Annotated in this window: 17 protein-coding genes; 7 read left to right on the forward strand and 10 right to left on the reverse strand. The window is 68.3% G+C overall.

Annotated features, from left to right (window positions below; all coding sequences use genetic code 11):
* Positions 1-429 precede the first annotated feature (429 nt).
* Positions 430-981: a hypothetical protein gene (locus tag ACGFJ7_RS37960; RefSeq protein WP_360246104.1), complete on the forward strand. Its 552-nt coding sequence runs from the start codon at positions 430-432 to the stop codon at positions 979-981.
* A gap of 684 nt (positions 982-1,665) precedes the next feature.
* On the forward strand, positions 1,666-2,109 hold the full coding sequence (locus tag ACGFJ7_RS37965) for a hypothetical protein (protein WP_392646803.1): 444 nt from the start codon (positions 1,666-1,668) through the stop codon (positions 2,107-2,109).
* 61 nt (positions 2,110-2,170) lie between these two features.
* Here the strand turns inward: ACGFJ7_RS37965 and ACGFJ7_RS37970 are convergent, their stop codons facing one another.
* The 9 genes from ACGFJ7_RS37970 to ACGFJ7_RS38010 all read right to left on the reverse strand — a co-directional run bounded on the left by ACGFJ7_RS37970 (position 2,171) and on the right by ACGFJ7_RS38010 (position 12,865).
* Positions 2,171-2,740, reverse strand: a complete 570-nt coding sequence (locus tag ACGFJ7_RS37970) for a hypothetical protein (RefSeq protein WP_392646805.1) — start codon at positions 2,738-2,740, stop codon at positions 2,171-2,173.
* A 65-nt stretch (positions 2,741-2,805) separates the two neighbouring features.
* On the reverse strand, positions 2,806-4,056 hold the full coding sequence (locus ACGFJ7_RS37975) for a hypothetical protein (protein WP_360246113.1): 1,251 nt from the start codon (positions 4,054-4,056) through the stop codon (positions 2,806-2,808).
* Between the two features lie 673 nt (positions 4,057-4,729).
* Positions 4,730-5,002 (reverse strand): SAM-dependent methyltransferase, encoded by a 273-nt coding sequence (locus ACGFJ7_RS37980; RefSeq protein WP_392646807.1) that lies wholly within the window; start codon positions 5,000-5,002, stop codon positions 4,730-4,732.
* Complete coding sequence (locus ACGFJ7_RS37985; protein ID WP_392646809.1) at positions 4,995-6,410, reverse strand: arabinose isomerase; 1,416 nt, start codon at positions 6,408-6,410, stop codon at positions 4,995-4,997. Before ACGFJ7_RS37985 ends, ACGFJ7_RS37980 begins: the two co-directional genes overlap by 8 nt.
* The gene (locus ACGFJ7_RS37990; protein WP_392646811.1) at positions 6,407-6,979 is read right to left on the reverse strand and encodes a lactate utilization protein C; all 573 of its coding nucleotides are present in this window, start codon (positions 6,977-6,979) and stop codon (positions 6,407-6,409) included. Before ACGFJ7_RS37990 ends, ACGFJ7_RS37985 begins: the two co-directional genes overlap by 4 nt.
* Positions 6,976-8,406, reverse strand: a complete 1,431-nt coding sequence (locus ACGFJ7_RS37995) for a lactate utilization protein B (RefSeq protein ID WP_392646813.1) — start codon at positions 8,404-8,406, stop codon at positions 6,976-6,978. Before ACGFJ7_RS37995 ends, ACGFJ7_RS37990 begins: the two co-directional genes overlap by 4 nt.
* Positions 8,403-9,143: a (Fe-S)-binding protein gene (locus ACGFJ7_RS38000; protein WP_392646815.1), complete on the reverse strand. Its 741-nt coding sequence runs from the start codon at positions 9,141-9,143 to the stop codon at positions 8,403-8,405. The genes ACGFJ7_RS37995 and ACGFJ7_RS38000 overlap by 4 nt, the downstream gene beginning before the upstream one ends.
* Before the next feature lie 331 nt (positions 9,144-9,474).
* The gene (locus tag ACGFJ7_RS38005) at positions 9,475-10,827 is read right to left on the reverse strand and encodes a rhamnulokinase family protein (RefSeq protein WP_392646817.1); all 1,353 of its coding nucleotides are present in this window, start codon (positions 10,825-10,827) and stop codon (positions 9,475-9,477) included.
* Between the two features lie 7 nt (positions 10,828-10,834).
* Positions 10,835-12,865 carry a bifunctional aldolase/short-chain dehydrogenase gene (locus tag ACGFJ7_RS38010; protein ID WP_392646819.1) on the reverse strand — a complete coding sequence of 677 codons (2,031 nt, stop codon included), beginning with the start codon at positions 12,863-12,865 and terminating at the stop codon, positions 10,835-10,837.
* Positions 12,866-14,577: 1,712 nt separating this feature from the next.
* On the opposite strand from ACGFJ7_RS38010, the gene ACGFJ7_RS38015 reads away from it, so the two are divergent.
* The 5 genes from ACGFJ7_RS38015 (at position 14,578) to ACGFJ7_RS38035 (ending at position 17,341) form a co-directional block, all read left to right on the forward strand.
* Positions 14,578-14,949: a hypothetical protein gene (locus ACGFJ7_RS38015; protein WP_360246142.1), complete on the forward strand. Its 372-nt coding sequence runs from the start codon at positions 14,578-14,580 to the stop codon at positions 14,947-14,949.
* On the forward strand, positions 14,946-15,401 hold the full coding sequence (locus ACGFJ7_RS38020) for a hypothetical protein (RefSeq protein ID WP_360246145.1): 456 nt from the start codon (positions 14,946-14,948) through the stop codon (positions 15,399-15,401). The genes ACGFJ7_RS38015 and ACGFJ7_RS38020 overlap by 4 nt, the downstream gene beginning before the upstream one ends.
* Complete coding sequence (locus ACGFJ7_RS38025; protein WP_360246148.1) at positions 15,398-15,976, forward strand: hypothetical protein; 579 nt, start codon at positions 15,398-15,400, stop codon at positions 15,974-15,976. The genes ACGFJ7_RS38020 and ACGFJ7_RS38025 overlap by 4 nt, the downstream gene beginning before the upstream one ends.
* Before the next feature lie 25 nt (positions 15,977-16,001).
* Positions 16,002-16,400 carry a roadblock/LC7 domain-containing protein gene (locus ACGFJ7_RS38030; RefSeq protein WP_360246151.1) on the forward strand — a complete coding sequence of 133 codons (399 nt, stop codon included), beginning with the start codon at positions 16,002-16,004 and terminating at the stop codon, positions 16,398-16,400.
* 164 nt (positions 16,401-16,564) lie between these two features.
* The gene (locus ACGFJ7_RS38035; protein ID WP_360246154.1) at positions 16,565-17,341 is read left to right on the forward strand and encodes a polysaccharide deacetylase family protein; all 777 of its coding nucleotides are present in this window, start codon (positions 16,565-16,567) and stop codon (positions 17,339-17,341) included.
* On the opposite strand, the gene ACGFJ7_RS38040 is transcribed toward ACGFJ7_RS38035, so the two are convergent.
* Positions 17,313-18,362, reverse strand: coding sequence for a LacI family DNA-binding transcriptional regulator (locus tag ACGFJ7_RS38040; protein WP_360246157.1), 1,050 nt, complete (start codon positions 18,360-18,362; stop codon positions 17,313-17,315). The genes ACGFJ7_RS38035 and ACGFJ7_RS38040 overlap by 29 nt on opposite strands.
* Positions 18,363-18,427: the final 65 nt, after the last annotated feature.

The raw sequence follows: 18,427 nt of genomic DNA on the forward strand, positions 1-18,427 counted from the left end.
CAACGCCTTCGACCTCGCCTTCGACGGCCGCCTGTCCGCAGGCCGCAACTAACCCTTCAACAAGATCGAGTTACACCGTTCTCTTGACAGTCCCCACAACTGCGGTGGACTCGACGACGCCCGTGCAGCGCGCGATGCTCTTGCGGATGAAGTAGGTGCGAGTAAGGCTACGGTGACTGGTGGACGAGATCCTGCGTCAGGCCGTGTGGCGGCAGGATGCAACAGCAACCCCACTGGATGCGCGGAGGCAGACGTTGTGCGCCAGCTTGACGTTGACCCGAAATCAGTTCAGTTCACCGAAGCAATTCGACCGCGGACTAGACGACAGGTTCCGATCTGCCATAGATGTCAGGAAACCTACGATCCATCTCAGTTCCCGTCTGGCACCCTAGTGAAGCCTGGTGGAGCGTGGGGAATTGAGGTTGTGCCATGAACCCAGTAACGCGGGCTCTCATTGGCGCAGTGGACTGGGCTGCGTTGAGGACCGAATCCGGTAATGGTGTCGGATTGCCTCAAGCATTCGATGACTTGTCGAAGGCAACTTCGGAGGCGGCGGCCGACGATGCGTATTGGAGGATCGACAACGAGGCGATTGTCCAGGGAGAACTCTACGAGGCTGCTGTCCCGACACTCGAAGTTCTTCTATCCATGGCTTCGACCATGTCACCCGGTCCCGCGCGTCGATCATTGGCGGAATTAATCCAACAGATCACGTTTGGGCAACCGCACGGTTCCGAGGTCGAGCTGGGAAATCTGAACGTCGCGACCGCATGTAAATCGCTAGCTTCTGGGGCGATCTGGATTTTCTATGGATGGTTGACGGATACTGACAGTGACGTTCGAGAATGCGCTCTCCTGACATTGCAGAAGATCGACGTGGACGATAGAAGGAAATCCGTAGTTCTTGCTGAATTGCGGGACATTGATCCTTCACCTGGTGTGCAGAAGATATTTTCCCAAATCGACCAAGGGCTGATTTAATCGAAAAAGGAAGGCTGGAGGGCTGCCTGGGAAGGGTGGTGCATAAGCGGGTCGCGGGCGTGCTCGCCGGAAACACGCCCGTCCTAGTGCACAATTGCGACGACGTCAGGATTGGTGAGACGAATGTCGCTAGTGAAGTGGTCGCTACGAACGGCAAGCGTGGGTTCGGAGTCAGCATGCCACGAACTGCCGGCGACCTGACCCCGAACGTGCGAGTTGCAGCACAAGCAACCAACCATCACATGGGATGCGCTGAGTTGGCGGGCTATGCGAAATCGAGAAGCAGGGAGCTGCGATTGCAGGAGCCCGCGCCGGCGCCGTTAAGGTGGCGAACGGTGAAAAATGGACGTTGGAAGAGCATGGAGAACCATGGGAATTTTATGAGGCGTGTGAAAGTTTGTTCTGCTATTTGGACTGCGGCCCGCTGAAGTGAAAGAGTCGAAACCTTGGGAAGCGCTCTCAGTCAGGGCTCAAGCGTATTTTGACAAGTTTCGATCCTCGTGCCGGAGTCGGTACGTAATGGCTTGGCGGCGGCTTACGAGGATCTTGGTGCGTGGATGGATGCAATCGACCCCCGTTATATCGGTAAACGATTTCCGGTGCTGGGTGGGGAAACTGGCGGGCCACCTTACCCTGGGGGCCAGGTTGCCGGCCCTCTGGCGCACACCGGGCGATCTTCTGATAATGCCCATTGCCCAGCACGAGACCGTACAATGCACCCTTGCGCTGGCGTCGGATGGCCGATTCGGTTGCTCTTGGAACCGAGATTTCGTGCCGCTGTTCGATTCCGTAGATGCGATGCTGGAAGACGTTGCAGCTTGGGGCTCCCTGCAAGGCTGGTATTTCGTCGGTCATGCCTCAGATACCGACCCGAACGAGCTTGCAAGCCTACTTGGCGGATTGGCTGTTGATGAGGCTGCCTATGGCGAACTGTCGGGGTGGTGGCGCGGCCACGGTATTGCGATGTCCTTCGGGCGCCATCTGACCCACCAGCCCGAGAGCCTGCCTAATGTACAGTTTCTTGCCGACTCGGCCGAGGGCGCTCGTTCTATCGCTGATGCGCTGTCGGGAAGGTTGGCGTCCACATGGCCCCTCGAACGGGGCAAGACAGTGCCGCGGCTTCCCTGAGTCAGGCCGAGAAGTTTTTCTGTGGCGGGGTCGGCTGCTGCCGCTTTCCTTTGGCGTCGCATCACAACTGGCGGCAAGGGCTGGGGTCGTCCGGGGCGCAAACGGTGAGGTTGACGTCGAAGGTTTTTTGGTAGCCGAGGCCGCCCGTGTGGTAGCGCACGGTTATGCCGTGCAGTTCGGAGGTGCGCGTCGGGACGGGGAACTCGAAGAGCACCTCGACGCTTTCCTGCTCGGGCTGCGGCGCTATCCGGAAATTTGCCACCTCGTGTCGGGGCGGTATCTTCCAAGCTTTCGGCAGGGGCAGGGCGTAGCCGCTCACCGCGCCGGTGTCGAGCAGGGCCACCCGGTCCGGACCCCACAGGTAGGGGCCGGCCGTCGGCTCGAGGCCCTGCGGGTTACCGGCCAGGGTGATCTCGTCGAGCACGATGTCGCCGCTTGTCGAGTTGTGCAGGAGCAGGGAACCCCACAGCAGGCCCGCCTGCGACGGCTGGGTGCGTGCGCGCAACTGTTCGAAGTCGGTGCCCTCCAGCGGGCCGGCCCGCAAGGGGACACTGCTGGGTGCCCGGCCGGTCAGCCACAGCGCGCCGGCCGCGACGAGCAGGCAGGCGAGTACGGCGGTCGCGGCGAGCACCAGCCATCGGCGATGGGGGGCACGCCCCGGAACATCGTTCCGAGGCGTGCCGGCAACCTGATTCGTCACGCGACTTCCCGCGTCTTGGCCACACCGGTGTACCAGCGGCCCTTGTAACCGCAGATGTTGAACCCTGAGGCGTCGCCCTTGTAGCCGACCGTCACGCCCGAGCTCCAGGTCTGCGTCAGCTTGAGGTTTCCGCTCGTCGTGTTGCCGAAGCCGAAGGAGCCGGTGTACGTCGAGGTCTTGTCCTTGGCGACGCTGATCTCCATATTGCCGCCGAGGGTGTTCTTGTAGGACGAGCTGCAGGAGAACGGCGTCCACAGGCGGCGGTTGGAGTTGCCGGTGAAGCCCTTCGGGCGGTACTCGGTGTATCCCGACCACCACTTCACGCCGGTCGTCCGGTTCTGGCACCACACGTCGTACAGGTTGAAGCCGTAGCTGACGTACCACTCGGCCCGGGTGTTCTTCGGAATGGTGCCCTTGATGGTCGCCGTCGTGGTGGCGCCCTTGGTCATGCCCAGCGTGGTCACGAGGCTGCCGCTGCGGTTGGTCACACCGACCTCGAGGCTGGTGTTCTTGGAGGTGCGGTACTCCCAGGTGCCGGTGGTGTGCGAGCCGGTGGACTGGTCGGAGACGGTCACGTTGCGGCCGATCACGTCCTTGCTCTTCTTCAGCATCCAGTGGTGCCCGCCGCACCACACGTCCGGGTCGAAGGTCTTGCCGGAGGCGGAAACCTGGGCGTTGGCGGCCGCCACGGCCGCGTCGTACGTGGGCCGGTCGGTCCGCGGCGCGTCGGACGCCTCGATCGCGGCGCCGGTGGCGCAGATCATCCCGGTCGGGCACTGACTGCCGGTCTCGACGGTGGCGGTGGGCGGCACCTCGTTCGGCTCGACCTGAGTGGAGACCAGGTCGAAGTCGGGGCGGCCGTTCGGCGCCACCTCCATCGCCGACAGGCTCGACTGGCGCTCCTCGGCGTCGCCGTCGGCGGCCACGTCATCGGCGAACGGCTTCATCACGCCATCGTCGCCGATCGTGACGCGGCTGCGGTAGAAAACCTGCCCCTGGTCGGTCGGCGCGGTGAGCACCAGGGAGATCAGCCCGTCGGCGTCCTTGGACGCGAGCAGGGTCGTCGGGTCGGCGATCCAGGTGTAGAACGTGCCGTCGTCGAAGGACCAGCCCCAGCCGACCTCGGTCGGTTCGATCTCCGCGCCGGCCGGCAGCGCCAGCAGTTGCTCGGCGGGCGGCTCCACGGAAACCGTGATGAGCGCGTCGGCGATGGGTTCACCGGACGGTGTCCGAAGGGTGCCGGTCAAGGTGGGTGTGACGGTGTCGTCCGCGTAGGCGCGGACTGGTGATCCGACGACAAGGCAGGCCAGGGCCAGGCCGACGACGGCCCACCTTTTGGCTGTCGAAACTAACCTCATTGGGCAATATCCCCGTTTTCCGGAGGGCTCATTCACACCAGGCGATGTGAACGTGCGCAGAGGTTAACCACCAAGATCGAATCCTGGCTATGAAAAGTTTTCCAGGTGCCCGGTCGATTTGAAGGCCCTGGGGTTGTATTGATGGGATTGCCTGTCACGCAGGTGACACTTTCGCGATCAGGGCGGGCGGCTGCTAGGCGGGGTAGGTGGGCCCCGCGCGGCGTGTGCTCGCACTATTTGAGCAATACCTATCTCCGCGCGCAGCGCGCGGAGCGGCTAATTCATATCAAAACAGCGTTGTTAGTGTTCACCAAGACCGAGCACCACAATTCAGGTCCTGGCTCGGGCTAATGCATCGTGATGCTGGCCGGAAAGGCCACAGCAGCCGTCGGCGTGGAGATCACGCGTGGGGGCGCTGAGAGTCGGCGATCCGAAGTAGGCCGGGTCGAGGCGGCAGGTCAGTTCGGTGCCGGTGCCACGGGGTGCGTCGAGATCGTGGGCCGTACCGCGTAGAGCTCGGCCCGGAAGCTGTCGTCGTCCCATTCGAGCTCCTCGGTGAAGGTCATGCCGGGCCGCGCCGGAACGATGCCGAGGAAGTGGGCCATCCACCCGTGCTGGTCGCCGCGCCGGGGAGGCCAGGCCCGGCGCGACAAGTCACGGCGCACCAGTTCTCCCGGGCGGTGATGCGGACGCCCGGGAAAGCGGCGGCGATCAGGTCGCCGGGCTCGCGGTCGACGGCGAAGTTGTCCTTCCCGTCGAGCCGGTAGTTGTACCGCCGGGTGGAGTGGAAGCGGGTGTCGTCGACCATGACGACACCCCAATCCGCATCAGACACTCCGGAAATCGATTCCCATCAAGCTCGCAGCCGCCTTGTAGGTGGCGGCGCGGTGGCCCAGCGACAGCGACCAGTGGTGGCCGACCCCGGACGCGCTCCAGTCGTCGACCCACTCGCCGGGGTCGCGGCCGAAGTCGACCCGGCTGGTGGTGTTGCCGATGGCCAGCAGTGGGCCGTCGACCACGGTGCCCTCGGCCGCGATGAACGACAGCGAACCGTCCCGGTCCTGGCCGAGCCCGAGGAGGGTGACCGGGCCGTGCCGTACGTCGAATTCGACGCTCACGCCCCAGCCGCGCTTGCCGTGATAGACGCCGAGGCCGCGCAGCAGCGGCTGCCGCGAGCTGACCGCGAGGTGGGCCGGGCCGTCGTGGCCCATCTCGACCACGTTGTCGGTGAAGTTCAGCGCCTGGATCTCGCAGAACGAGCCGCCGGCCCCGGCGACCTCGGTGGCGAGCTGTGCGACGGTGGTCCTCAACTCGTACTCACCGGTTGTGGGAATGCCCCTCGCGGTCAGCAGCGAGGCGCCCAGGATCATCCCGGCGCCGAGCCGTTCGTGCTGTTCGCCGCCCAGCCCGCGATGGTAGTAGGCGAGGCTGTCCAGGTCGAAGTCGTCGGCCAGCCGGTCGAGGCCGACCGAGACGCGGGCACCCCAGGAGAAGTCCTCCTCGTTCACCGACTCGTCCAGCTCGAAGATCTTGCGGGCGAGCTCCTTGCGCTCGGCCACCTCGTCGTCGGTGACCGTGGCGACCCGCTCGCGCAGGTCGTCGAACTCGAGCACCTCGACGTGCGAGCCGAAGGTGGTGGGCAGCAGCGTGAGGTCGGTCGAGACGTCGAGCATGCCCGGATAGAGGTGACCCATCAGGCCGTGCCGGGCGTTGCGCAGGGCGGCCCGGATGCGGGCCGCCTCGATCCACCGGCCGATGCGCTGCCAGGCCGCCTCCTGCCGCAGCCAGCCGGTGACCGACCGGAACGGGATGCCGGCCCGGCGGAACAGATTGCCGACCTCGGGCACCGGGCACTGCCCGCAGTACGCCAGCCAGGCGCCGGTGTCGAAGTTCGCGTGGTCCATCCGCTCGGTCGGCTGGAGGTCGATCACGAGGACCGGCGTGTTGGCCCGCTGCGCGATCGGCAGGACCATCGACGAGGTCAGGTAGGTCGTGAGGAACAGGACGATCAGGTCGCAGTCGGCGCGGCGCAGCTCCTCGGCCGCCCGCACGCCGTCGGTCGCGTCCGAGATGAAGCCGACGTCGGTCACCGACGCGTCCATCTCCTGGAAGCGCTCGCTGACATAGCGGGCGGACTCCTCGAGCTGCGGGAGGAGATGGGGGAATTGCGGCCAGTACGTGCCCAGGCCGCCCGCCACGAGCCCGATGCGCACCTTCCGGCGCGCTTTACTTTCCAAGATCATGCTGCCTCCCAGAGGATGACGTGCAGATGTCGAGGGCCGTGCACCCCCTCGACCCGGTTGAGCTCGATGTCGCTGGTCGCCGAGGGGCCGCTGATCCAGGTGAGGGGCCGGGCCGGGTCGAGCCGGGCGACGGCCTCGGGCACCGACGCCACGACCTGGTCGGGCCGTAATACGCAGATGTGCAGATCGGGTAAGAGGGTGAGGATTCGCGGACCCTGGTCGGGCGAGGCGTCGAGCACGATGGTGCCGGTCTCGGCGATCGCCACGGCCGCCCCGGTCAGCACGCCGTCGGCGCTTTCCACGCCGGTCAGGGCCGCTTCCGGCGGCAGCCACGACTCGGGCAGGCCCGGTGGGACGACGAGGGCGCCGGCGCCGATGATGCCGGCGACGATGGTGGCCACGTCGGCGCCGCGGTGGACCACTGCCTTGTAGTCGACGAGCCGGTCGATGAGCACGTCGAGGTCGGCCGGCGGGAACTCGCGGCGGTAGGAGCGCGGAATGTCGGTTGTTTCAGGGCCGTCCGCGAGCGCCGCCCGTACCCGGCCCAGGATCAGGTCTTTGCTGTTCATCGCCCTCGCCACCAGTCGCGGAAGCTCTCGTCGGGCGGGGCCGGCAGGTCGCGCGCGGCCGACCAGCCGTTCAGCGGCGGCGGCAGGCCCCGGCCGCGCTTGCCGACGAGCTTGGTGAACTTGGCCGCCCGCTGCGCGCGGGCGTACAGCCGGGGACGGTCCATCGTGTACGCGGCGGCGGCCATCACCGCCTTCTCGGCCGCCGGGTGCGGCACCCGGTTACGCAGGTGGACCAGGATCGACGGGATGTCGATCTTCACCGGGCAGGCGTCGAAGCAGGCACCGCAGAGCGACGACGCGTACGGCAGCGAAGCGTTGTCCTCGACCCCGGTGAGCTGCGGCGACAACACCGCGCCGATCGGGCCGGGATAGACCGAGCCGTACGCGTGCCCGCCCGTCCGCTCGTAGACCGGGCACACGTTGAGGCAGGCCGAGCAGCGGATGCAGTGCAGCGCCGACCGGCCCACCTCGTCGGCCAGCACGGCCGAGCGCCCGTTGTCGAGCAGCACCAAGTGGAAGTTCTGCGGCCCGTCGCCCGGCGTCACCCCGTGCCACATCGAGGTGTACGGGTTCATCCGCTCGCCGGTCGACGCGCGCGGCAACAGTTGGAGGAAGACCTCGAGGTCCTGCCAGGTCGGCACGATCTTCTCGATGCCCATCACCGTGATCAGGGTGTCCGGCAGGGTCAGGCACATCCGGCCGTTCCCCTCCGACTCGACGACGGTGAGCGTGCCCGTCTCGGCGATGCCGAAGTTGGCCCCGGAGACCGCGACCTTCGTCGTCAGGAACGTCTCGCGCAGATAGCGGCGGGCCGCCGCGGCGAGCACCGGCGGGTCATCGGTCAGGGCCGGGTCGACACCGGGCATGGCGCGCAGGAAGATCTCGCGGATCTCCGAGCGGTTGCGGTGGATCGCCGGCACCAGGATGTGGCTCGGCTTGTCCCGGCCGAGCTGCACGATCAGCTCGGCCAGGTCGGTCTCGACCGGGGTGATCCCGGCGCCCTCCAGGGCCTCGTTGAGCCCGATCTCCTGGGTCGCCATCGACTTGACCTTGATGACGCGCCGCTCACCGGTGGCCCGCACGAGGTCGGTGACGATCCGGTTGGCCTCGGCCGCGTCGGCCGCCCAGTGCACCACTCCGCCGGCCTCGGTGACCTTGGCCTCGAACTGCTCCAGCAGGCGGGGCAGATTCGCCATGGTGTACGCCTTGAGCGCCGACCCGGCCGTACGAAGGTCCTGCCAGTCGGGAAGCTCGGCGATGACCCGCCCCGACTTGCCGCGAATGGTGGCCGTCGCATGCTGCAAATTCCGGCGTAGCTGCGGATCGGCCAGGGCCGTCCGGGCCGCCGCCGGGAACGGTTCGTCCCCGCGCAGATGACCGACCCCGCGCGGCGCGTACGCCACCGGCATGCCCAAGAAGGTGCTCATACGCCCGCCGTCTCCGTCGAAACCAAGATCTCGGCCAGATGTACGGTCTTCACGCCCGTCCGCAATCGCGACAATCCGCCGCCGATGTGCATGAGGCACGACGTGTCGCCGGCCGTGCAGACGTCGGCGCCCGTGTCGAGAACGTGCCGCATCTTGTCGGCCAGCATCGCGGTCGACGTGTCCGCGTTCTTCACCGCGAACGTGCCCCCGAAACCGCAGCACTGCTCGGCCGCCGGCAACTCGACCAGGTCGAGCCCGCGCACCCGGCGCAGCAGCCGCAACGGCCGGTCACCCACGCGCAGCATGCGCAAGGAGTGACAGGTCGGGTGATAGGTCACCCGGTGCGGGTAGTAGGCGCCCACGTCCTCGACCTCGAGCACGTCCAGGAGAAATTCGGACAGCTCGTACGTGCGGCTCGCGACCTGCTCGGCCCCGGCGGCCAGGCCCTTGTCACCCGCGGCGTTCGCCACCATCCGGTGCTGATGCCGGATCGAGCCGGTGCAGCTGCCGGAGGGCGCCACGATGACGTCGTACGGCTCGAAGGTGCGCACGTAACGCCGTACCAGCGGCAAAGCCTCTTTCTGATAGCCGGTGTTGATGTGCATCTGCCCACAGCACGTCTGCGCCTCGGGAAAGACGACGTCGTGCCCCAGCCGCTCCAGCAGCAGGACGGTCGCCTTAGCCGCCGCCGGAAACATCGTGTCGGCCAGACAGGTGGCAAACAACGCGATCCGCACCGCAACCTCCTAACTGGACTCGTTTGAATCGGGCTCGCTATTGGGGAGCGGTGATTGCGCTCGTACGGCGCGGCCGACTGGGCTTTCCGCAGCACCGCGCGCTACTTGGGCCATACCGCGCGAATCGGCTGCGTTCCCACAGCCCCGCGCAGGCCACAGGGCTCGTACCGCGCAATCGGCTGCGCTTCCACAGCACCGCGCGCGCTACTCGGCTCGTACCGCGAGCACCGCGCGTGCTACTCGGCTCGTACCGCAATCGGCTGCTTTCTCGCTCCACCGGCGCTACCTGGGCTCGTACCGCGCGATCGGCTGCCTTCTCGCTCCACCGGCGCTACCTGGGCTCGTACCGGACGATTTGCTGGGTTTTCCGCAGGACGGCGCGCAGTGCGGTCAGGTCGCCGTCGATCACGCCGGCGGCGCGGGCCTGGACGAGCAGGTTGCCCAGGGCGGTCGCCTCGACCGGGCCGGCCAGCACCGGCAGCCCGCAGGCGTCGGCGGTGAGCTGGCACAAAAGCTCGTTGCGGGCGCCGCCGCCGACGATGTGTACCGCGTCGACGTGTTTGCCGGAAAGCTCCTGTGCCTGCGCGATCGCCCGTTTGTGCGCCAGGGCCAGACTGTCCACTATGCACCGGGTCAGCAGGGCCGGGGTCGCGTCCGGGGACAGCCCGGCCGCCTTGATCAGCCGGCCCGCCATGTCGCCCGGCGGCAGGAAGACCGGATCGTCCAGATCGACGACATGTGCGAACGGCTTCTCGCGGGAGGCGGCCCGCAGCAGTTCGACGATGTCGGGCGAACCCCACTCGCGCATGCACTCCTGAAGAGGCCAGAGGCCCATCACATTGCGCAGATAGCGAATCGTGCCGTCGACGCCGCCCTCGTTGGTGAAGTTGGCCGCCCGCGACGCCGCGCTCAGCACCGGCCCGGTCAGCTCCAGGCCCACCAGGGACCAGGTCCCACAGGAGATGTACGCGAAATTGTCGCCGGCCGCCGGTACCCCCACGACCGCCGAGGCCGTGTCGTGCGATCCGACCGCCACCACCCGCGTACCGCCGAAATCGCCGATGACCGACCCGGGGTGACGGATCGACGGGAAGAGCGAAGGCCGCAGGCCGAGCTTCTCGATGAGGGGCGAGGACCATTCCCGGGTACGCACGTCGACCAGCTCTGTGGTCGACGCGTTCGTGTACTCGGCGCCGGTCTCCCCGGTCAGCCAGTACGCGAGCAGGTCGGGGATGAGCAGAAGTTGCTGCGCAACCTCGTATTGCGGACTTTCCTTCGCCGCGGCCAGCTGATAGATCGTGTTGAAGGGCAGCTTCTGGAGGCCCGTGATCTCGTACAGCCGCTCGTCGCCGATCGTCTCGGCGACCCGCTCGGGAACGCCGTCGGTGCGGGCATCGCGGTAGTGCACCGGATTGCCCAGCAGCTCACCGGTCGCGTCGACGAGGCCGTAGTCGACCGCCCACGAGTCGATGCCGATGCTCTCGACCGGGCCGGCCCGCCTCAGCCCCTCCAGGACGCCGCGGTGGAGCCCGAGAATGTCCCAGTAAAGGGTGTGATTCGTCCGGACTGGCTCATTGCGAAAGCGATGCGCCTCGGTCAGCGTGATCTCGCTGGGGCCGACGCGGCCGACCATGACGCGTCCGCTCGACGCGCCGAGGTCGACCGCGGCGAAATCCTTCGTCATCGGGTCGTCACCGCAGGAACGCGGCGGCCACGCCGGCGTCCACCGGGATGTGCAGGCCGGTCGTGTGGGTCAGGTCGCCGCCGGTCAGGACGAAGACCGCGTTCGCCACGTGCTCCGGCAGCACCTCGCGCTTGAGCAGGGTGCGCTGCGCGTAGTACTCGCCCAGCTTCTCCTCCGGCACGCCGTAGACGGCCGCCCGCTTGGCGCCCCAGCCGCCGGCGAAGATCCCGGAGCCGCGTACGACACCGTCGGGGTTGATGCCGTTGACACGGACGCCGTACTGGCCCAGCTCAGCCGCGAGGAGGCGTACCTGATGGGCCTGGTCGGCCTTGGTGGCGCCGTAGGCGACGTTGTTCGGGCCGGCGAAAAGCGAGTTCTTGCTGGAGATGTAGACGATGTCGCCGCCCATCCCCTGCGCGATCAGCACGCGCGCGGCCTCGCGGGAGACCAGGAACGAGCCCTTGGCCATCACGTCGTGCTGGAGGTCCCAGTCGGCCTCGGTGGTCTCCAGCAGCGGCTTCGAAATGCTCAGGCCGGCGTTGTTGACGACCAGGTCGACACCGCCGAAGGCGAGCACACCCTCGCGCAGCGACTGGACGATCGCGTCGGCGCTGGTGACGTCGGCGCCCACGGCGATCGCGGCGTCGGTCCCGCCGATCTCGGCCGCCACATTCTTCGCCGCCTCGAAGTCGCGGTCGGCGACGATCACGACGGCGCCCTCGGCGGCCAGCCGCAACGCGATGGCCCGGCCGATGCCCGAGCCGCCGCCGGTCACATAGGCGATGCGGGTGGCGAGCGGCTTCGGCTTCGGCATGCGCTGAAGCTTGGCCTCCTCGAGCGCCCAGTACTCGATGCGGAACTTCTCGGCCTCGTCGATCGGCGCGTACGTCGACACCGACTCGGCCCCGCGCATCACGTTGATCGCGTTGACGTAGAACTCGCCGGCCACGCGGGCGGTCTGCTTGTTGGCCCCGAACGAGAACATGCCGACGCCGGGCACCAGCACGATCGCCGGGTCGGCGCCGCGGATGGCCGGGCTGTCCGCGGTGGCATGCCGGTCGTAGTAGGCCTGGTAGTCCTCGCGGTAGGCGGCGTGGAGCTCTTTGGCCCGTTGTGCGATCTGTTCCAGCGGCGCGTCGGGCGCGGTGTCGAGGATGAGCGGCTTGACCTTCGTACGCAGGAAGTGGTCCGGGCACGAAGTGCCCTTCGCTCCCAGTTCCTCGAGGCGCTCGCTGTTGACGAAGTCGAGGACGACCTCACTGTCGGTGAAGTGGCCGACCTGGGGACGGTCAGTGGAGGCGAGGCCCCTCAGGTACGGGAAGATCAGCGCGGCCTTCTCGCGGCGCTCGGCCTCGGGCAGCGACGTGAACTTCCGGTCACCGAACGGCTGCGGGCGGCCGTGCTCCGCGAGGTACCGCTCGGCGGTCTTGATGATCTCGAGCGAGTTGGCCTCGCACTCGGCGCTGGTGGCGCCCCAGGCGGTGATGCCGTGCCCGCCGAGGATCACGCCGATGGCCTGCGGGTTCGCTTTCTGTACGGCGGCGATGTCGAGGCCGAGCTGGAAACCGGGCCGGCGCCACGGCACCCACAGAACCTTGTCGCCGAAGATCTCCTTGGTCAGCGCCGGCCCGTCGGCGGCGGTCGCGATGGCGATACCCGAGTCGGGGTGCAGGTGATCGACATGCGGAACGTCGACGAGGCCGTGCATGGCAGTGTCGATCGAGGGGGCGGCCCCGCCGCGGCCGTGCAGGCAGTAGTCGAAGGCGGCGACCATCTCGTCCTCGCGCTCGACACCGGGGTAGACACCGGTGAGCGCGCGGAGGCGGTCGAGCCGCAGGACGGCCAGGCCCTTCTCGCTGAGCGTGCCGAGATCGCCGCCGGAGCCCTTGACCCAGACGAGCTCGGCGGGCTCGCCGGTGACCGGATCGGTCTCGGTGCCCTTCGCCGAGGTGTTTCCCCCGGCGTAGTTGGTGTTGCGCGGATCGGCCCCGAGCCGATTGCTGCGCTCCAGAAGCTCACGCACTGCGGGATTCGTCATGGTTTCCTTCATCGCGGGGAGATGGCATGAAACGTTTCAGACGTTGCCGACACATTACGGCTCTGTGGCGTCCCCGGTCAAGACACAGATCACATTTGAAACGTTGCGAACCAGCGGCCGACCGCGCTATCCGCGCCCGCACAGCGCGTCACTTCACGCCCCGGCCCAGCGGCCGACACCCACTCATCACGCCGCCCGGCACCCACCTCCATCGCGCCGCCTCGCCACTCGCCGCCGGCGTTCTTCACCCCACCTCGCGCCGCCCCTTCACGCCGCCCCGGCGCCCACTTCCTTCGCCGCCTCGCCGCCCAGATTTCGCACCGCCCGGCGCCCACGTGCTTCGCCTCGCAGCGCGGATTTCCCACCGCCGGCGACCCGCGTTCCTCGCATCGCCGCCCCGCCGCGCAGATTCACGCCGCCCGGCGACCCACGTCCCTCGCATCGCCGCCCCGCTGCGCAGATTCACGCCGCCCGGCGACCCACGTCCCTCGCATCGCCGCCCCGCCGCGCAGATTCACGCCGCCCGGCGACCCACGTCCCTCGCATCGCCGCCCCGCCGCCTTGCCGCGCAGATTCACGCCGCCCACCGCCCGCTTCCTTAACCCCACCTCGCGGCGCCCTTCACCCGAAGTGAGGGGGCAACGCCGGGTCGGGTGAAGGGGCGGCGCAAAGCTCGGGTCGAGCTCAGACCGCGGAAGCGCCGGACGGTGCCGCGGTGCCGCGAGCTGGGCGAAGGAGGCGACGCCGGGCGGCGCGAAGGGACGGCGCGAAGGGACGGCGCGAAGGGACGGCGCGAAGGGGCGGCGCGAGCTGGGCGAAGAAGGCGACGCCGCGCGGCGCCAAAGGGTGGCGCGAGCTGGGCAAAGGAGGCGACGCCGGGCGGCACGAAGGGACGGCACGAGCTGGGCAAAGGAGGCGACGCCGGGCGGCACGAAGGGACGGCACGAGCTGGGCAAAGGAAGCGACGCCGCGCGGCGCCAAAGGGACCCGCACGAGCTGGCGAAGGAAGCGACGCCAGGCGGCGCGAAGGAAGGCCGCGAGCTGGGCGAGGAAAGCGACGCCAGGCGGCGACAAAGGGCGGCGCGAGCTGGACGAAGAAGGCGACATCGGGCGGCGCGAAGGGACGGCACGAGCTGGACGAAGAAGGCGACATCAGGCGGCGCGAAGGGACGGCACGAGCTGGACGAAGAAGGCGACATCAGGCGGCGCGAAGGAAGGCGACGAGCTGGGCGAAGGAGGTAGCGCCGGGCGGCGTGAAGGGGCGGGCGCACCGTTCGGGGGGAGCTGAGCGCCGGGCCCTGTACGGCGGGTGGGTTCGCGATGAAATGCCGGACTTTGCCCTGCCTCGCGGCGCCGGCTCTCATTTCCGGTCTGGGGCGCCTGCCGACCTCCTTCGTACTCGGAAGCCGGACAAAAGGGGATTCGCCGCCAGGCGCTACGCGATCACCGCGGGTGGGCTGCGTACAAAGATCATCTTTTCGGACTTGTCCATCCCACTATTCGATCTCTCTGGCACCGATCGGAGGATGCCGACGCGGGCTGTCCACTTACGACCCAACGATCTTCGGATGGATCTAGGGGCTTTAGTCCTTTGTTTAGTGCTCAACCAAACTCGGCCGTGTCACTGTTGCCCGGAAAGCCCACCCGAGCACCGGATTCGTCACTCGCCGTCATAGGCGCGATCCGGGGCTCGTTTTTTGGAGGACAAGCAAGTGGCGAACATCGAGACTTCCCTCAAAGAGGCCATGACGATCGAGGGCGCCATCGGCGTGGCCCTGGTCGACTACACCAGTGGCCTCACCCTGGGTGTCATGGGCGGCGGCCTGAACATGGACATGAACGTCGCCGCCGCCGGCAACACCGACGTGGTCCGGGCCAAGGTCCGCACGCTCGAGATGCTCGGCCTCACTGACAGCATCGAGGACGTCCTGATCACGCTGGACTCGCAGTACCACCTGATCCGGCTGCTGCACGGCCGCGGCAACGAGGCTTTCTTCCTCTACCTCGCGCTGAACAAGAGCCGCGCCAACCTCGGCCTCGCGCGCCACCAGCTCCGCAAGATCGAAGCGGAACTCGACGTATGACGGCCCTCGACGAGAGCGGCCTGAACGTCCGCAGCACGTCGCAGCTGGTCAGCGACGCCGTCCGGCAGTTCCGGCAGCAGGTGCCGGAGTGCATCGCCAGCGGCCTCGTCGACATGTCGACCGGCATGCTGCTCGCCGTGGACACGCTCGACGACCACCCCAGCGAGGTGCTGGACCTGCTCGCCGCGGCCACGTTCGACCTGTTCCAGGGCCGCAACGTGACCATGATCGAGGACATCTGGAAGGCGCGCCGCGGCGTGCCGAACGACGATCACCACTACTTCCAGGAGATCCTCGTCCACAGCGACAACCTCGTGCACGTGTTCCTGCGCAGCCCCGTCAGCCAGGACATCGTCGCCGTGGTGGTGTGCCGCCGGACGGCGAACACCGGCATGCTCCTGGCCCAGGCCCGGATCGTCATGAAGCAGCTGGACGCCGGCCTCGCGGGATGACCCGGCCGACGGACCCGCCGCCGCTGGCGGACGCCCTGGGCATCCCCGGCGCCAGCGCGGTCTCGCTGCTCGATCCGGACGGCCCGCGCGTGCTGTGGTGGGCCGGCGGCGGACCGCCGGACGAGCAGCAGGCGGCGACCGTGGTGACTCTGGCCGCGGCCGCCGCCGGCATGGTCATGCTGGGCGAAACCGGCGACGAGCTCGGTGACGTCCTGCTGACCAGCAGCGACGCCTTCCACGTGGTGCGACTGGTCGAGGACGACACCGCACCGCTGGTCGCGCATCTGACCCTGCGCCGGGCCGGCGCCAACCTGGCGATGGCCCGGCGTGAGTTCGGGTCGCTCATCAAGGCGTACGCGGGAAAGGCCGATCAGACCACCGCCGCCACCGCACCCGCCCTCGCCGCGCCCTCCACTGCCCCGGAGGCGGAAACCCCCGCCGAACTGCCCCGGCGAAACCGGGTGGCACCGCCTCCCGCTGACGAGTCCCCCGACCTGTTCGGCCTGCTCGGCCAGCCTTACACCGCTGACGACGACGTGCTCGACCGCGTCCTGAACGCCCTACGCTCCCTCTGATCCGCTCCCCCTCCTGGAGAAAGCCGTGCAACCAGATCCGTATCAGGCCGTTCGCGGCGAGCTCGCCGCCCTCCGGCATCAGGTGACCGGCGTACGCGGCTGCGTCGTCGCCGGCGTCGACGGTCTGCTGATCCTGCACGACACGGTGTCCTCGACCGAGCCGCACGACATCGCCGCGCTCGCCGCCGGCGCGCACGGCATCAGCCGCACCTGCGGGGCGGCCCTGGGCCAGGGCTCCTTCCAGGAGGTGACGATCCGCAACACCGGCGGATATCTGGCGGTGTACGCGATCGGCGAGCTGGCCCTGCTGGCCGTGATCGGTGACAGCGGACTGAACATCGCCCGGCTCCACCTCGAGGCCCGCCCGGTCACCGCCCGCCTGGCCCGGCTGCTGCGAGTGGAAACCTCGCACCCCTTCGACTGAGCGCGGCCGCCCGGCCCGGCCGCGTGAACGGGCCTGCTACCAAGGGAACCCTCAACCTCTACGACTTATGGCCGAATGAGGCGTGCACTGAACCAGTCCAGTGGCCGAGGCGCTTCTTCCCATGATCAACGAGGCTATGAGACCGGTACGTTCATGGGGGATTCATGGTTACTCGTCGTTCGATGCTGCGCGGAGCTCTGCTCACCGCCGGTGGGGCGGCCACCGCATTCGCCGGCTCCGATCTGGTCAAACACTGGCTGGGCTGGGACCGGCCACCTCTGGGCGGCGGATACGCCGCGGCCGCCGACAACCTGGGCGCGGTAGCCCACGGCGGCGTGCAGATCCACTACTTCCAGCCGACCGCCGAGAAACTGGTGGCGCTCACCTTCGACGACGGCCCGCTGCCCGACTACACGCCACGCTTCCTCGACGCGCTCGACAAGGCCCAGGTGCCGGCCACCTTCTTTCTGGTCGGCCGCCACCTGGAGGCCAACTCGTCGCTGGTCCGCAATCGCCTGGACCGGCACGAGGTGGCCAACCACTCCTGGTCCCACGACGACCTGGCCACCCTCGACCTGGCCGGCGCCCGCCGCGAACTGGAACGCACCCACGAGGCCATCAGGAAGTACCTCGGACGCGAGCCCACGCTGATGCGCCCGCCCTACGGCCACCTGGGCGGATCGACGGTGCTGGCCGCCGACGCCATGGGGTACGACATCGTGCTGTGGTCACATCAGATGCGCGAACGCCAGTACGCCAGCGACCCCGAAGCCCAGGCGCGCGACTTGATCGACTCGATGCGCCCCGGCTCGATCATCCTGGCTCACGACGCCGGCACCAAGCGGCGGCTGGTCGCCTTGGACGCCCTGCCGACGATGATCGCCGGCCTCCGCTCCCGCGGCTACCGCTTCGTCACCGTCTCGGAGCTCCTGAAAAGCTAGCGCGGGAAACCGTGGAGGCGCGGGCCACCAGTTCCGGCGTGAACTGGAGCTGGCTGTGCTTGTGGTCCGGGTTCGTCGCCTCGTCGAGGACCAGCTGGGCGGCCGCCCGGCCCAGTTCCTGCCTCGGCTGGCGCACCGACGTCAGCGGCACCGCCGCCGCGGCCGCGAACTCGATGTCGTCGAAACCGACGATGGCCAGGTCGTCCGGTACGCGCAGGCCGGCTCCGATGCTCTGCTGCAGCAGGCCCAGGGCCAGCAGGTCGTTCGCGCAGAAGGCTGCCGTCGGGCGGCGCCGGGCGGGCAGGCCGGCCAGGCGTTCGCCGGCCGATCGTCCATCGGCGACGGTCATCGCGTCGGTGGGCAGGTAGATCAGGTCGTCGGGGGAACGGCCGAGTGACGACCAGATCTCGCGCGCGCCCTGCAGCCGTTCCTTCACCTGGCCCAGCGAGTCGGGGCCGCCGATGAACGCCACCCTTTCGTGGCCCTGCTCGGCCAGGTGTTCCACCGCTATGCGGCCGCCCAGCACGTCGTCGACGGCGACCGAGCAGCAGTTGTCGACGCCGCGGACGCGGTCGACCACGACCAAAGGGACGCCGCGGCGGGACAGCTCGTCCAGGTGGGGGGCCGCCGGGTCGACGGGGGTGATGAGGATGCCCTGGACGCGCTGCTGGAGCAGGCGGTCGAGGTGGACCTCCTCGCGGGAGGCCCGGCTGTTGCTGTTGCAGATGAACAGCGACAGGTCGGCGTCCTCGGCGGCCAGTTCGATGCCCTGGGCGACGTCGTGAAAGAACGGGTTGGTCCCGTCGAGCATCACGTAGGCCAGGGTGCGGCTGGTGCCCGCGCGCAGCTGGCGGGCCGACTCGTTGCGGACGAATCCGAGTTCCGTCATGGCGCGCTCGACCCGTTCGCGGGTGCGGGCGCTCACCACCTCGGGGCGGTTCATCACGTTGGAGACCGTGCCCAGCGAGACGCCGGCGGCGGCGGCCACGTCCTTGACGGACGGCGTCCTGCCGTTCAGCACCGCTACCTCCTCGACCTGCCGGCCGCACCGGCGGGGAAACGCAGAACCGGGTCACCGTACCCCGT

Source organism: Actinoplanes sp. NPDC048988 (genome assembly GCF_043197815.1).
Lineage (GTDB): Bacteria > Actinomycetota > Actinomycetes > Mycobacteriales > Micromonosporaceae > Actinoplanes.